Source organism: Acinetobacter sp. YH12040, assembly GCF_013420005.1.
GTDB lineage: Bacteria > Pseudomonadota > Gammaproteobacteria > Pseudomonadales > Moraxellaceae > Acinetobacter > Acinetobacter amyesii.
Map to the genome: position 1 here is coordinate 178,394 of NZ_VOZB01000003.1, position 15,982 is coordinate 194,375.

Genomic DNA, 15,982 nt, shown 5'->3' on the forward strand with positions numbered 1-15,982 from the left:
AGTTGAGTATGTTTAAAGCCAGTGAATTAGAACTGTTACAACATTTACTGGTGGGTGTTCCATTGACAGATTCAACGCTGCATCTGTTGCAACAACAGCATACAAATTTAGAAGCAGTGCTTTTACGCAGTCGAATTTTGCGCCAAGTACAGCAAGTGGGCTATGTCAGTATTTGTCAGGAGCATATGAATGCCAAGGCTGAAAATGCGGCTTTTTTATTTGCACCCTTTATCTTAGCGAATTTGAATCAGAAGGTGATCTACGCTGCACCGCAAAGCCCTGAAAATATTGCGATATTGAATCGTTATTATCATGCTGAGGCTAAACTTAGCGCATTTAAAGTTGATGATGTTTTATCGGGACTAAATGTCTACATTGAGCTACATAATGAACAACTATCGCCAGCAGAATACTTCTATTTTAGTTTGATCAATAGCTTATGTAATCCGAAAGTTTCCAGAATCATTTGTATTACACATCTAGATATCGACTTAGAAAAATTAAAACAGCTCGCTGAATTTTTAGATGTTGAAATCCATGTCTTGGCGGATAAAGTTGAACCGATTGATTTTGATCTAAATAAAATCAATATGTTAAAGCTGCTATTTAAAGACAAAGATCAGCAATATATCGATTTATGCCAAAAATTTTCGTTTATTAATGCGCAAATTTTACAACGATTAGGTTTATATGAGTTTGACCGTGCGCAAGTCTTGGTAGAAGACATGTTTTATTCAGAACACATCTTTGAAAAAATGTCGGTCTACGGTGAATATATTCAAACGCATCTACAGCACCAAGTTAAAAAGCAAAGTCCTGCATAAGCTATTCAGATGGGAAAGTAATTTTATAGCTGTGATTTGATCACTTTAAAAATGCAAAAAGCTTGTAAATGTAGACTTACAAGCTTTTTTAAAATTCAAATTTAAACCAATTTATTTGGCCTAATGATCAATATGAACTGATCATGAGCGAACATGAAATGTAAGATATACATGCAATAGCGAGTTGTAATAAGTGAATAGATATTCGCTTAAGGTAGATAGGAATTATCTGCACCAACGACAAACGCTACACCAATACAGAATAAAAGCACATAGATCGAGAACCAAATAATGGCACGCTTAAAGGCCTTATCTGAAATTTCACTGTCTGCATATTTTTGCGGTTTTTTAGGCTCTTGATTGCTCATAAGATGTACTCTAAATCCCTAGTGGTTATAGGTGATTATTGGGGTATATCACTTGAAAGCATAGATACAACATTCATCTAAATTTCTATAACAGTTATAGTTTGGAAGGTAGCTTCATTTCTTAATCCATTAATAAACTATGATATTGATCGGTTCTTTTTCTCAAAAAGTCCCAGACCAGCTTAATGCGCGGCTCATGCTGTAAATCGACTAAGGTCAGCATCCAAAAGGTATGCACAAAACGAACATCTTGCGCCAAAACTTGTTCTAATTCGGGTTTTTCCTCGGCCAAAAACTTGGGCAATATTGCCAATCCTGCACCCGCACTCACGGCAATTTGTTGTGCCAAAATACTGCTACTTCTAAAGTTGGCATTAAGCTGAATAGGTAAGCGCTCTAAACAATACAGTTCGGGACTATAGACTAAATCATCTATATAGTTCACAAAAGTGTGTGATTTTAAATCTTCTAATGTATGAATGGGTTGCGTGTTTTTTAAGTATTCTTTACTGCCATAAATCTTTAAACAATAGTCTGCCAGTCGAGTAATAATATAAGGTCCTGATTTCGGTCGATCGATGGAAATAACAATATCTGCTTCACGATGTGAAAGTTTGATCATTTTCGGGACAGGAATAAGGTCGATAGTCAATAGAGGGTATTTTTTGGACAATTCTGCCAAGAGCTGTGTCAAAAATGCTGTTCCAAACCCTTCGGGTGTGCCAATTCGCACACGACCTTGCATAGGTTGGTTAGGTTTTTCGATTTGTAAAAATGCCTGTTCCATTTGTTCAACGCGAGGAACCAGTGCCAAACCTTCTAAAGTGAGCTCATAACCTGTGGCTTCACGTTTAAATAATGGTGTGCCTAAAGCCAGTTCTAGCGCATGTATACGTCGAGAAACCGTACTGTGCTCAACACCGATAATACGTGCGGTATTGGTTAGGGTTTTCGCACGAGCCAAAACCAAAAAATACTGTAAATGATCCCAATCTACTTTCATTGTTATTGTCATCCCTGTGCATATTTGCACATCAATCGTGCGTGAATCTCTATTGGTAGTCAAAATTTTCTTTGCTAGTTTGAAGTGAATTGGAAAATATAAATATAAGGCTTTTGGATATTTTCTAAGTCAGTACAAAACAATAAGTGCCTATGGAGAGGTCATGAACACAATGTCAAATATTCAGTCAGCGACGGCTAAATTATTAATTAACGGTAAATTTGTAGAGTCAAACACTACAGAGTGGCAAGACATTCTAAATCCTGCAACTCAAGAGGTTTTGGGTCGTGTTCCAATGGCGACTATGGAAGAAGTGGATGCAGCGATTGCTTCAGCGCAAGAGGCTTTTAAAACATGGCGCTTAACGCCTGTTCAAGCACGTATGCGCATTATGCTGAAGCTACAAGATCTCATCCGTAGCAATATGAAAGAGATTGCCCGCGTACTGACTGCTGAGCAAGGAAAGACACTTGCAGATGCTGAAGGTGATATTCAACGTGGTTTAGAAGTCGTTGAGCATGCGTGTTCGGTTGGCACACTTCAAATGGGCGAATATATAGAAGGTGTTGCACGTGGTGTGGATACCTATACCTTGCAGCAACCTTTGGGTGTATGTGCAGGAATTACGCCATTTAACTTTCCTGCGATGATTCCACTGTGGATGTTCCCAATGGCCATCGTCTGTGGAAATACCTTTGTTTTAAAGCCATCTGAACAAGATCCATTATCGACCATGATGCTTGTCGAACTTGCGATTGAAGCCGGTATTCCAGCAGGTGTATTAAACGTAGTGCATGGTGGTAAAGACGTTGTTGATCGTTTATGCACACATCAAGCTATTAAGGCCATTTCATTTGTAGGCTCTACAACCGTTGGTACACATGTATATAACCTTGCAGGACAGCATGGAAAACGTGTGCAGTCGATGATGGGGGCCAAAAACCATGTGGTGGTAATGCCGGATGCCAATAAAGAACAAACTTTAAATGCCCTCGTTGGTGCAGCATTCGGTGCGGCAGGTCAGCGTTGTATGGCTTTGTCGGTTGCTGTCATGGTTGGTGAAAGTAAAGAATGGGTCAATGAACTGGTTGAAAAAGCCAAAACGCTGAAGGTCAATGCAGGGCATGAGCCGAATACCGATATTGGCCCAGTTATTTCACCTCGCGCAAAAGCACGTGTACTGGATTTAATTCAAAGCGGTGTAGAGCAAGGTGCGGAGTTGCTGCTGGATGGTCGTGATGTTCAAGTCATTGGCTATGAGCAAGGAAACTTTGTCGGAGCAACGATTTTTAATCAAGTTTCAACCGATATGCGCATCTATACCGAAGAGATCTTTGGGCCCGTGTTAGCCATTATTCATGTCGATACTCTGGAGCAGGCGATTGAATTGATTAATGCCAATCCATTTGGCAACGGTGTTGGACTATTTACACAAAGTGGTGCAGTCGCTCGTACATTCCAAAGTGATATCGATATTGGTCAAGTGGGTATCAATATTCCGATTCCTGTACCAGTTCCTTTCTTTAGCTTTACAGGATCGCGTGGTTCAAAACTGGGGGACTTAGGTCCATATGGTAAGCAAGCAGTTCAGTTCTATACACAAACCAAAACGATCACCAGTCGTTGGTTCGAAGATACACAAGAAAAAGGTGAAGTGAATACCACCATTAACCTACGTTAATTTAGGAGTTCAAGGATGAATATTGCCTTTATCGGTTTAGGAAACATGGGCGGAAAAATGGCTCAAAACCTACTCAAAGCAGGTTTTACGGTTTACGGTTTCGACTTAAGCGAAATTGCGATTCAGCATTTTACTGAAGCAGGTGGCATTGTTTGCCAAAGCCCACAAGATGCAGCGAAACAAGCAGATGTTGTAATTAGCATGTTGCCTGCTGCCAAGCATGTTAAAGAGGTGTATTTGGGTGAAGATGGTGTGTTGGCGGTAATGAAAGCAGGAAGCTTATGTATCGATAGCAGTACCATTGATCCGCAAACCATTAAGGACATAGCCGAAGCGGGTGCTGCACATCAGATAAAAATCTGTGACGCACCTGTTTCAGGCGGAACTATTGGTGCTCAGGCAGGTACATTAACCTTTATGGTCGGTTCAGATGATCAAACCTTTGAAAGAACCAAAGCGGTATTGGGCCACATGGGTAAAAACATTGTGCATTGTGGTGATGTGGGTGCAGGTCAAATTGCGAAAATTTGCAATAACTTGATTCTTGGTATTTCCATGGCAGCCGTTGCTGAAGGTATGGCGCTCGGTGCGCGTCTGGGGATTGATCCTCAAGCCTTAGCAGGTGTGGTGAATAGCTCGAGCGGACGTTGCTGGAGTTCGGATGTATGTAATCCATGGCCGGGTATCTCAGCAAATGCACCTGCAGGACGTGGCTATACCGATGGTTTTGCAACGCAGTTGATGTTGAAAGATCTAGGATTAGCTGTAGAAGCCGCAGGACAAGTCCAACAGCCGATTATTTTAGGTGGACTGGTTCAGCAGATGTATCAACAGCTGTGTTTACAAGGTAATGCACACTTAGATTTTTCAAGCATCGTGCAGCAATACTTACCTAAGGACGCTTAATCGCTTTGAACACCAATCTAGCCTAGGGATGGCTAAAAATACTAACACTCGTGTCGGAATAACAATAAATTGAGACTGAGGTAGAGAAGATGTCGAATTATCAAGATGTTGCAAAGGCATTTGACTTAAATCATGCTGCCAAAGAAATGTTATCAGGCTCTTTAGAGCAATTAAATGCATGTTATGAATGCTGCGACCGTCATGCGATTGATCAAGATAAGGTTGCACTGTATTGGCAAGGCAAAGATGGGCGGAAAGAACAATATACCTTTGCAGAGCTGCAACAGTGGTCAAGCCAATTTGCCAATTTTTTAAAGTCACAGGGTGTGCAAAAAGGTGATCGTGTATCGGGTTTATTACCCCGTACAGTTGAATTACTTGTGGTGATTTTAGGGGCTTGGCGAATAGGTGCTGTATATCAACCGCTATTTACCGCCTTTGGCCCCAAAGCCATTGAACATCGTTTACACCTTGCACAAAGCAAATTGGTGATTAGCGATGTTGGTAATCGCAGTAAATTAGATGAAGTTGCACATTGTCCTCAAATCGTTACTGTTGCAGATCCAGCGGGTCAAGGGATTCAACAGGGAGATTTAAACTTTTGGGATGAAGTAAACGCACAGTCTACAGATTGTGAAATTGTCCTACAGAGCATCAATGATCCATTTCTTTTGATGTTTACTTCAGGTACTACAGGTCCTGCAAAGCCCTTAGAAGTCCCGCTTAAAGCTTTGATCGCTTTTGGTCAATATATGAAAAATGCGGTAGGGCTACGTGAAGATGATTCGTTTTGGAATATTGCCGATCCGGGTTGGGCTTATGGTTTGTATTACGGAATCACTGGGCCACTTTTACTGGGACATGCAACACTCTTTTACGAAGGTGGTTTTAGCATTGATAGTTTGTGTCAGATTGTAGATGACTACAAGGTGACGAACCTTGCAGGCGCACCGACAGCGTATCGGATGATGATGGCAGCTGATCCTGAACAAATGGCAAAACTCAAAGGGAAGTTTCGAGTCGTCAGTAGCGCTGGTGAGCCGCTTAACCCTGAAGTGTTCCGCTGGTTTAAACAAGTTTTAGATGCACCGATCTTTGACCATTATGGTCAGACTGAAGTTGGTATGGTGGTGTGTAATCACCATGGTTTACAACATGATATTCGCGCAGGTGTCGCAGGTTATGCCAGTCCGGGATATCGCGTGGCGGTTGTTGATGAACAAGGGCAAGAGCTAGCTGCAGGAACGCCAGGAGTACTGGCTGTCGATATCAGTCAATCACCGATGATGTGGTTTGGTGGCTATAAAGAAAGTAGTAAGTCACCCTTTGTAAAACATTATTACCTCACGGGTGATACCGCAGAATTACACGCAGATGGCAGTATGAGCTTCGTTGGTCGTAATGATGATGTGATTACAACATCCGGTTATCGTATTGGGCCATTTGATGTTGAAAGCGCTTTACTTGAGCATGATGCAGTGATTGAAGCTGCGGTCATTGGTGTACCTGATCCGGATCGGACAGAAATTGTAAAAGCTTTTGTGATTTTAGCTGAGCATGTCACAGCGTCAGAAGATTTAGCAGAGCAACTAGGGCAATTTGTGAAAAAGCGCCTATCTGCACATGCTTATCCACGATTGGTGGAGTTCGTTCAAGAACTACCGAAAACTCCAAGCGGAAAAATTCAGCGCTTCTTATTAAGAAATCAAGAGATTGCAAAACAATCTACGCAGCATGCAAGTTAAAAGACGCAACGATTAACCCTTAATTAATGCCGAACAATCAGGATCAGGAATCAAGCTTTCATTCAGTTCCAATCATTTTCAAAGTGGATGAAAGCAATTGATTGATGTACAGGAAGATAAGATGCAATTTACCGAAGAACAATTATTAATTCAGGATATGGCACGCAGTTTCGCACAGGAACAAATTAAACCTCAAGCGGCTGAATGGGATAAACACGGAACCTTTCCCAAAGCGGCATTAGCACAGATGGGGGAACTGGGTTTATTGGGTATGTTGGTATCAGATGAATGGGGTGGTTCAGATACAGGTAATCTTGCCTATGTTATGGCTTTAGAAGAGATTGCAGCGGCAGATGGGGCAACCTCGACCATCATGAGTGTACATAACTCAGTAGGCTGTGTTCCTATTGCTAAATTTGGCACAGAAGAACAAAAGCAGAAATATTTAGTGCCTTTAGCACAAGGCAAAATGATCGGTGCATTTGCATTAACTGAGCCGCATACAGGTTCAGATGCTGCTGCCATTAAAACTCGTGCAGTTAAAGATGGCAATGAATGGGTGATTAATGGTGCTAAGCAGTTTATTACCTCTGGTCATAATGCAGGGGTCATTATTGTCTTTGCTGTGACTGATCCAAGTGCAGGGAAAAAAGGCATGAGTGCTTTTATTGTCCCAAGAGAAACACCTGGTTATGAAGTGATTCGTACTGAAGAAAAGCTTGGATTACATGCCTCAGATACCTGCCAAATCGCACTCACAGACGTGCGAGTGCATGAAAGCCTAATGTTAGGAAAAGAAGGTGAAGGTTTGAAAATCGCCTTATCAAATCTAGAAGGCGGTCGTATTGGTATAGCGGCGCAAGCGGTTGGTCTTGCACGAGCAGCATTAGAAGAAGCAACCCGATATGCCAAAGAGCGTATTACTTTTGGAAAGCCGATCTTTGAACATCAGGCAGTTGCGTTCCGATTGGCAAGTATGGCAACAGAAATAGAAGCTGCACGCCAATTGGTCTATCACGCGGCACGTTTAAAAGAAGCAGGACAACCTTGTTTAAATGAAGCGTCTATGGCCAAGCTTTTTTCATCTGAAATGGCTGAGCGTGTTTGCTCCGCAGCATTACAAGTCTTTGGTGGTTATGGCTATCTCAAAGATTTCCCTATAGAGCGTATTTATCGTGATGCACGTATTTGCCAAATCTATGAAGGTACGAGTGATATCCAACGTTTAGTAATTGCCCGCAGCTTATAACGTTGTCTTTAAGACCTTTAAAACGACAAGGCTTCAGACGAAGCCTACTTATAAATATTGAACATATATAGGGATCTCACATGCAATTTGAAACGATTCTGCTTGAAAAGAACAATGGTGTTGGACTCATTACTTTAAATCGTCCTCAGGCCTTAAATGCATTAAATAGCACATTAATTCAAGACCTTAATTTGGCGTTGGATGATTTAGATCGAGACCCTGCCATCGGCTGTATGGTTATTACAGGTTCAGAAAAAGCCTTCGCCGCTGGTGCAGATATTAAAGAAATGGCTGAACTGAGTTTTCCAAATATTTATTTGGATGATTTTTTTCATCTGGCAGATCGAATTGCTCAGCGCCGTAAACCTCTAATCGCAGCTGTCAGTGGTTATGCGTTAGGTGGAGGCTGTGAGTTAGCGCTCATGTGTGACTTTATTTACTGTGCCGACAATGCAAAATTCGGTTTACCAGAAGTAACTTTGGGTGTAATCCCGGGGATAGGTGGGACACAGCGTTTAACGCTTGCTATTGGTAAGGCCAAAGCCATGGAAATGTGTCTGACTGCACGACAAATGGGTGCAGCAGAAGCAGAGCAGAGTGGTTTAGTTGCTCAGGTCTTCCCTAAAGAGGAGTTAGTCGAAAAGACCTTAAAAGCTGCTGAAAAAATAGCGGAAAAATCTGTGGTGGCAACCATGATGATCAAAGAGTCAATTAACCGTGCATTTGAAGTCAGTTTGCAAGAAGGTTTACGTTTTGAACGTAGAACATTCCATTCGATTTTTGCAACTCAAGACCAAAAAGAAGGCATGCAAGCATTTGTTGAAAAGCGCCAAGCCAATTTTAAAAACAATTAAAAATAAAAAAGGATGATATGGATATGAGTACAAATAACTTAATGATTGAAGAACATGGACATTTAGGCCAAATCAGTTTAGATCGCGTGGCAAGTTTAAATGCCTTGTCTTTGGAAATGATTCAAGGGATTCAACAGCAATTAGCACTATGGGCTGATCAAACTAATATTCATGCTGTACTTATTCGCTCAAATAGTCCCAAAGCATTTTGTGCAGGTGGCGATATTCGTTATCTCTATGATAGTTATATGAATGGTAAAGAAGATCATCAAGCTTATTTTCAAGCTGAGTATGAAATGCTGAATACCATTCGTGCGTATGAAAAACCCATTATTGTCATACTTGATGGCTATGTACTTGGCGGTGGATTTGGCTTGGCCCAAGCATGTCATGTGCTTATCAGCAGCGAAAAATCTAGATTTGCCATGCCTGAAACTGCCATTGGATTTTTCCCAGATGTGGCTGCGACACACTTTTTATCACGTTTAGATGATATTGGTGTGTACATGGCAACTACAGGCGATCAAATCAGTGCCAGCGATGCGTTGTATCTAGATTTGATTGACTACCATGTTCCGAGTGAGCAACTTGTTCAATTAGAAGAAGAATTAAGAAATTCCAAGCAACTAAGCAAGGAAAATATTGAACAATTGATTGCGAAATATATTACTCGACCAGCGGAAAGTGAACTTAGTCAAAATGCAGATTTAATTCGTAAGCATTTTGGTTTTGAGAGCATTGATGCCATTGAAAATAGTCTTGAAAATGAACAGCATAATGATGCTCAAGTGTGGGCGTTAAAAATACGGAATACATTGGAACAACGATCTCCAATCGCGAAAAGGATCAGTTTACAACTCCAGCATTTAGGTCGTGGGCTTTCACTAAAGCAATGCATGCAAATTGAACGACATTTGCAAGATGTTTGGTTTCAACATGGGGATATTGTTGAAGGTGTGCGCGCATTAATTGTGGATAAAGACAAACAGCCAAAGTGGCAACAGTCTAGTCCGACTTTAGACAAAATATTGGAGGAAATATCTATTTAATCAGTGATTTAAAAAACTTTAACGGTTCAAACCCTTGGTCAATATTCATATTCAATTTGTTATTAGATATGAAGAAGTGACTCAGCGTAAATTAAACACATATAAGATCTAAAAATATTGATTTTCATGAAGAAAATCATCACACAAATCAAGCATCGTGAAAATGCAACATAGAAATATCTTGCAGAATAAGGAAGATAACAATGCAAAATGTACAGGGAAACACAGCTCCACCAGCTAAGTCCTCGCATCGTTTAGCGGGTATTTCCAGCATGGTGGGTACAACCATCGAATGGTATGACTTTTTTATCTATGGTGCTGCCGCAGCACTCATTTTCAATCGACTTTTTTTCCCAAATCTTGATCCATTAACTGGCGTATTGGCAGCATTTGCCACTTATGCTGTAGGCTTTATTGGTCGACCACTTGGTGGAATTGTTTTTGGTCATTTTGGCGATAAAATCGGTCGTAAATCAATGTTATTGGTCACATTAATGTTGATGGGTATTCCAACGGTGATGATTGGGTTGTTACCGACTTTCGAAACCATTGGTTATTGGGCAACGGTCTGTTTAATTATTTTAAGATTTATACAGGGCATGGCCATGGGTGGAGAATGGGGCGGAGCAGTCCTCATGGCGGTAGAGCATGCGCCAGCGGGTAAAAAAGGCTTTTGGGGAAGTTTACCGCAAGCCAGTACAGGTGGTGGTTTATTGCTCGCTTCGGTAGCTTTAGGCTTAGTCTCAATGTTACCTGAAGAAGCGTTATTTAGCTGGGGTTGGCGTCTACCATTTTTAGCCAGCATTATTTTACTGGCTGTAGGTTGGTATATTCGTGTAAAAGTGCCTGAATCACCAGACTTTGAAAAAGTTAAAGCTCAAACCAAATCAATTAAAGTTCCAGCAAAACAAGTGTTTAAAAATCATCCTAAGCAGTTGATTACGATTATTTTATCTCGAGCTGCTGAAAATGCTTGGTTCTATTTGGCATCGACATTTGCTTTAGCCTATACCACCACACAGCTAAATATTCCTAGGCAAGATATCTTGTTTGCAACGATTTGTGGTGCTGCAGTCATCATGGTTATTACGCCAATTTTTGGACATTTGTCTGATAAAGTTGGGCAAAAAAACATGTTTAGATTTGGTTTATGCGTCCTGGCTTTATACAGCTATCCATTTTTTGCGATGTTAAATACTAAAGATCCAGTATTGGTTTGGACGGCCATTGTGATTGGTATTGGTGGGGTTTTTCCTTTGATGTATGCGCCGCAGTCACAGTTATTTTCACGCCAATTTCCAGCAGAAATACGCTATAGCGGTATTTCAATCTCAGTTCAATTTGCAGGCGTGCTAGGTGGTGGTTTAGCACCATTAATCGCGACGAAATTGCTGAGTATTGGTGATGGAAGCCCTAATTTAATTATTGCCTATATTTCAGGCTTTGCAGTGATTGCGATTATTGTATCATCATTCTTAAAGCCGGATCAAATAGAGCGAAAGGCAAATGCATTTAGCAGTGAGGAAATCAAATCTTCCTAAATCAACAATCAGGAAAACAATTGATTGATTTAAAATATAGAATTTCAATATAGAAATACATGTGAACAGCCATAGCAACAATTGTTATGGCTTTTTCTTGTCTAAGGATTGTGTCAGGACAAATTTATTTTTAACGTAGCTTAGGATCATAGCAATTTGAATACGGTTTATGTGCAAGAGCTGTGAATCATCATCTTAGTAAATAAAGTTGAAGCATTTCGTATAATGTATATTATGTTAAATAAAGTATTATGCAAACCTAAACATGATACTGACCTATTGTCTGGCTTACGTAATTCTCTGATTCTTTAATTGGGACAAAAAAACTATTCTTATTTTCTCACATTGATCACTTGTTTAATGCTTTGATTCCAAAAAATTGTCACATGACGTTTTTCTTAGGATTTACTATAGTACATCGAAAAATGACCCTATTTTCCTAGAGTCATCTTGTTATGCGTCATATTAACGCCAAGCAATCCTCCCAGCATATTTGAAAAATTTGATAACATTTTAAAATATGCTTTGACACATATTTGGCATCTTGATCAATTCCTAAGAAACACAAAGAGCCCATGTATATAACCATGGCAAACCAATGATGCTTAGTCTAATTTTTACTGTAACATCGACTGAAAAGTAAATAAGAGTGATCTTTAAAATCACCAAAAAGTCCGAGCAACTATATGCTTTTTAAAGCAAATTAACGTAAGTCCATATCACATCATGACTATGTAAGTCGCAATCTTCTCGTACGAAATTCCGTCTTGGGCTTGAAATTATAAAATTTTGGGCGCTGTGGAGTAGTTAATAAAGTAGCAACAGGTATTTTGTTTATAGATAATTACAATGCTGATCTTGCTACGCGGTGTAAGGATACTTTTGAACCGCTAAATTGAACCATGAATTGTCTTAGTATCTCCTTGTACTGAGCCCCTTGTGATCACTCGGACCTGCCTCCCCACCTTTACATGCAACCGACATCCCTCCTTCTCATTTCAGTCCGTTGCACTGCAATTCACTTGATAATTCAACTACTGACATGGTGTTTAAACTCGTATAGTGTTGTTGAAAAAGTTACACTTATTTTCTCTATAAATTATTAAACGTGTACTGTGTGATGCATCTTCATGCTGACTTTTCAAAACTAATTATCATCACTCCGCAAAAATACTAATGGGTCAAATCTCCATGCGGTGAAGTCAATGGTATGATGCTTGACCGAATTGGTGCAGAAAAAGCGCGCGCAACCAGTGTGATTGAATTTTCGCCAAAGGCTCAATTCACTTAACATACGCCCCCCCTTTGTGAAGAGGTTTTGGTCTTATGGAACATTTACTGAAAATGAGGATCAACACTATCTTGTAGGATGGTATATGCGTAATCCACATCAATCTACCCATCGTGTATCAAGCGAAATGGGCTGCCAAATTTTTGTCAAACTCATGCAAATGACAGAACATGAAGTGACTCCAACACGCATCAATACTCATGGCCCAAAGCATTGGCGCATTCAGCAAGGCCGAGAAATCTGCTCCTTATTTAAATCAAATGTTGAACAGACTTTTTTGGAAAAATTAAAACCCCATCAATGCATGGCTAAAAGTGCTGAACACGGCATTGAAATTTTTATACTTACAGGTGCGCTTAGTTCAGCACACCATGTATATCCTATGGGAACAACCTGGATGCGCTTCCCTTCAGATTATGATATTGATCTAAACGCTACCGAATTAGGTGCAACGCTGTATATCAAAAGCGCACATTTGCAACATGCTAGAGACGTTTGGACAGCTGAATTAAATATGTGAAAAGCTTAAATCTGTTGCTTTAAGACATGATCTGCCTGAAAAATTTGATAAGTTAAACGTTCTGATGTGTCATGGGGTAATGGCTTCACTTCTTGCATACTGTTGAGACAACGCTCGGTTAACTCAATGTACTGCGCCGTACCATGACGTTTCCAAGCAATTTCTTGATCGGTTAAGGCTCTCACCACCCGTGCAGGACTGCCCAATACCAGCATATTATTAGGAATCTCTGCTTTTGCCTTAACTGTACTGTTGGCACCTATAATCACATTTTCCCCAATCACAGCTTCATCGAGAATCACACTATTCATGCCAATGAGGGCATTCTTGCGTACCACACAGCCATGCAAAATAGCACCATGACCAACATGACCATACTCTTCCACCAAGGTCACACTGTTTGGAAAGCCATGAATGGTACAAGAATCTTGTACATTGGCATTTTTTTGAATATGAATACGGCCAAAATCGGCACGTAAGGCAGCAAAAGGTCCAATATAAACCCCTGCCTCAATAATCACATCGCCAATCAACACGGCGTTTGGGTGTACAAAAGCCTGAGGATCGACCACAGGAATCACGCCATCAATGGCATAGCACGGCATTGTTCTATCCTTATTGTTAATTTTATATTAGACGCTAACTTAATAGCTCAAATCTGGCTGTTTTAAACCACCAAAACGTTTATAGAACTGTGGGTGTGCGGGCGGCATACTGCCTTCAGCCGTACGTGCAACATTTAAGAAAAACTCATCGCCTGCCATAAATACCGCCTGATACAAATTGGTACTTAAATTACGTGCAATTAACGACAGCCAGTCCGTCGGTAACAAGTCAAATGGTAAATTTGGATCTTTAAGTAAAATACGACGGAACTGATGAATCAATAAGATACGAATTTGAAAGGCTTGGACAGCATCTATTTCTTCTTCTTGCTCAACAAAATAGAAAAACTCACGGAAATCACTAATAAACTTTTCATAGCGTTGATGCAATTCTTGAATGGGCCAATTCACAACCACCATACGTTTAATCGTAGGATAAGATTCTTGCCAAAGTTCTAGGGTTTCGGCACGAAACACCACCACTTGATCGGTCATTTGATGACTAAGTAATAAATTTTGCAGCTTTTGTTGATCACAGCCTGGATAAGCCATGACATTAGTTGCAATATTGGCAAACCCTAACCACTCAAGCTCTTTCTTTAAGACCAATTTGTTTTCAAGTTCAACTGAGCTCAGTAGCACCAAGTCCCACTTTTTATCCCAATCTTTATGACTAAAGCCATAAATTTTCTGATCAGCCATGATAAAACGCTGACGACTACTTTCCGTAATACGATAATAACTGGTGCGCCCAATTTTCTCTGAACTGAGCCAGCCATTTTGTACCAAACGAAAGACCGCAGTACGCACTGAACGTTCATTCAAGCCAAATACGTCCATTAGCTGAATTAAGCTCGCAAGACTGATGACACCTCCACGGTGATAAATGCTATCACCAAAAATGGTCATGACCAATGAAGTCCCACTGAGCGCTTCACGTTGAATAAACTCATCAATAATTTGTTTTAATTTAGGATTCATTGCGTTTTCATTTACCTATTGAATTGCCTGACGACCTTTATCGTCAGGCATGTTCATTTAAGCGGATTGTCGAATATCAAAAACGCGCTGCGCTTTGCCTTCAGAGCGAGGTAAACTCCCTTCATTCAGCACTTCAACACTCACACTAATCCCCACCATGGTTTTAATCTGTGATTTTAATTGGTTTGCAAGCTGCATCGCCAATTGAGGACTGCTATCTTGACGCATTTCAGTGCGAATATGCAATGTATCCAAGTGACCTTGCTTACAAATATGAATCTGATAATTGGCAATTAATTGTGGAATTTGCAAAATTTGCTCTTCAATTTGCGATGGGAACACATTCACACCACGAATAATCATCATGTCATCACTGCGACCGACAATTTTATCCATACGACGCATGGTACGTGCTGTGCCTGGCAGTAAACGTGTCAAGTCACGGGTACGATAACGAATCACCGGCATGCCTTCTTTGGTAATTGTCGTGAATACCAATTCACCCAGCTCACCATCTTGCACCACTTCGCCTGTTTCAGGATTGATAATTTCTGGATAGAAATGATCTTCCCAAATGGTTGGGCCATCTTTGGACTCTAAACATTCCATTGCCACCCCAGGACCCATGACCTCAGATAAGCCATAAATGTCTAAGGCATCAATACCTAAACGCGTTTCAATTTCTTTACGCATTTCATTGGTCCAAGGTTCAGCACCAAATACACCGGTTTTAATAGAACAGTCTTTGGCTGAACCAAACTTTTTCTCAAGGGCTTCAATGATATTCAAGCAATACGATGGTGTCACCATGAGTGCTGTTGGTTTAAAATCGTGAATTAACTGCGCTTGTTTGTCTGTTTGCCCGCCTGACATTGGAATGACAGTAGCACCCAAACGCTCTACGCCATAATGTGCACCTAAGCCACCAGTAAATAAACCATAACCATACGACACTTGAATGGTGTCTTTACTGCTTAGCCCTGCAGCACGCAGCGATCGTGCGACTACGTCCGACCAGATATTGATGTCATGTTGGGTATAGCCAACCACCGTCGGTTGACCTGTGGTGCCCGATGAAGCATGTACGCGCACAATTTGCTCTTGAGGCACCGAAAACATGCCAAATGGATAATTGTCACGTAAATCTTTTTTGGTGGTAAAAGGGAATTTTGCTAAGTCTTCTAGATGTTTAAAATCATCCGGATGTACACCTGCTTCATCAAACTTTTGCTTATACACCGTGCTGTTATGATAAGCATGATTGAGCGTCTTTTTTAAACGCTCAACTTGCAGTTGACGTAATTCATCTACAGATGCGGTTTCGATGTGTTCCATTGCATTTTTATTCATTGTCTTACTCCTTAC

The 15,982-nt window shown here is 40.6% G+C and carries 14 protein-coding genes; 9 read left to right on the forward strand and 5 right to left on the reverse strand.

The annotated features are described in order from the left end of the window. The first annotated feature begins 8 nt into the window (after nt 1–8). A complete protein-coding gene (locus FTT99_RS04145; RefSeq protein WP_180131753.1) occupies nt 9–824 on the forward strand; it encodes a hypothetical protein in 816 nt (271 codons plus the stop codon). A gap of 209 nt (nt 825–1,033) precedes the next feature. Here FTT99_RS04145 and FTT99_RS04150 read toward each other — a convergent pair whose 3' ends face one another. Beyond that, nucleotides 1,034–1,192: a hypothetical protein gene (locus FTT99_RS04150; RefSeq protein ID WP_168379604.1), complete on the reverse strand. Its 159-nt coding sequence runs from the start codon at nt 1,190–1,192 to the stop codon at nt 1,034–1,036. Nucleotides 1,193–1,313: 121 nt separating this feature from the next. Continuing rightward, nucleotides 1,314–2,195 carry a LysR family transcriptional regulator gene (locus FTT99_RS04155; protein WP_078193328.1) on the reverse strand — a complete coding sequence of 294 codons (882 nt, stop codon included), beginning with the start codon at nt 2,193–2,195 and terminating at the stop codon, nt 1,314–1,316. A 163-nt stretch (nt 2,196–2,358) separates the two neighbouring features. On the opposite strand from FTT99_RS04155, the gene FTT99_RS04160 reads away from it, so the two are divergent. The 8 genes from FTT99_RS04160 to FTT99_RS16440 all read left to right on the forward strand — a co-directional run bounded on the left by FTT99_RS04160 (nt 2,359) and on the right by FTT99_RS16440 (nt 13,031). Then, on the forward strand, nt 2,359–3,876 hold the full coding sequence (locus FTT99_RS04160; protein ID WP_180131750.1) for a CoA-acylating methylmalonate-semialdehyde dehydrogenase: 1,518 nt from the start codon (nt 2,359–2,361) through the stop codon (nt 3,874–3,876). Nucleotides 3,877–3,891: 15 nt separating this feature from the next. Beyond that, complete coding sequence (gene mmsB, locus FTT99_RS04165; RefSeq protein WP_180131748.1) at nt 3,892–4,782, forward strand: 3-hydroxyisobutyrate dehydrogenase; 891 nt, start codon at nt 3,892–3,894, stop codon at nt 4,780–4,782. Nucleotides 4,783–4,871: 89 nt separating this feature from the next. Then, nucleotides 4,872–6,527: an AMP-binding protein gene (locus FTT99_RS04170; protein WP_180131745.1), complete on the forward strand. Its 1,656-nt coding sequence runs from the start codon at nt 4,872–4,874 to the stop codon at nt 6,525–6,527. A gap of 121 nt (nt 6,528–6,648) precedes the next feature. Further along, on the forward strand, nt 6,649–7,776 hold the full coding sequence (locus FTT99_RS04175; RefSeq protein WP_180035213.1) for an acyl-CoA dehydrogenase family protein: 1,128 nt from the start codon (nt 6,649–6,651) through the stop codon (nt 7,774–7,776). 80 nt (nt 7,777–7,856) lie between these two features. Next, the gene (locus tag FTT99_RS04180) at nt 7,857–8,630 is read left to right on the forward strand and encodes an enoyl-CoA hydratase (protein ID WP_180131742.1); all 774 of its coding nucleotides are present in this window, start codon (nt 7,857–7,859) and stop codon (nt 8,628–8,630) included. Nucleotides 8,631–8,653: 23 nt separating this feature from the next. Beyond that, complete coding sequence (locus FTT99_RS04185) at nt 8,654–9,679, forward strand: enoyl-CoA hydratase/isomerase family protein (RefSeq protein ID WP_180131739.1); 1,026 nt, start codon at nt 8,654–8,656, stop codon at nt 9,677–9,679. 203 nt (nt 9,680–9,882) lie between these two features. Further along, on the forward strand, nt 9,883–11,220 hold the full coding sequence (locus tag FTT99_RS04190) for an MFS transporter (RefSeq protein ID WP_180131736.1): 1,338 nt from the start codon (nt 9,883–9,885) through the stop codon (nt 11,218–11,220). A gap of 1,376 nt (nt 11,221–12,596) precedes the next feature. Then, nucleotides 12,597–13,031: a cupin domain-containing protein gene (locus tag FTT99_RS16440; protein WP_257229259.1), complete on the forward strand. Its 435-nt coding sequence runs from the start codon at nt 12,597–12,599 to the stop codon at nt 13,029–13,031. A 5-nt stretch (nt 13,032–13,036) separates the two neighbouring features. On the opposite strand, the gene FTT99_RS04200 is transcribed toward FTT99_RS16440, so the two are convergent. Genes FTT99_RS04200 through paaK form a run of 3 tightly spaced genes read right to left on the reverse strand, consistent with a single transcriptional unit; the run spans nt 13,037 to nt 15,967 of the window. Continuing rightward, nucleotides 13,037–13,636 (reverse strand): gamma carbonic anhydrase family protein, encoded by a 600-nt coding sequence (locus FTT99_RS04200; RefSeq protein ID WP_180161257.1) that lies wholly within the window; start codon nt 13,634–13,636, stop codon nt 13,037–13,039. Nucleotides 13,637–13,675: 39 nt separating this feature from the next. After that, on the reverse strand, nt 13,676–14,617 hold the full coding sequence (locus tag FTT99_RS04205) for a PaaX family transcriptional regulator C-terminal domain-containing protein (protein WP_180129795.1): 942 nt from the start codon (nt 14,615–14,617) through the stop codon (nt 13,676–13,678). Between the two features lie 57 nt (nt 14,618–14,674). Beyond that, nucleotides 14,675–15,967 (reverse strand): phenylacetate--CoA ligase PaaK, encoded by a 1,293-nt coding sequence (gene paaK, locus FTT99_RS04210; RefSeq protein ID WP_180129792.1) that lies wholly within the window; start codon nt 15,965–15,967, stop codon nt 14,675–14,677. Between the last annotated feature and the right edge of the window lie 15 nt (nt 15,968–15,982).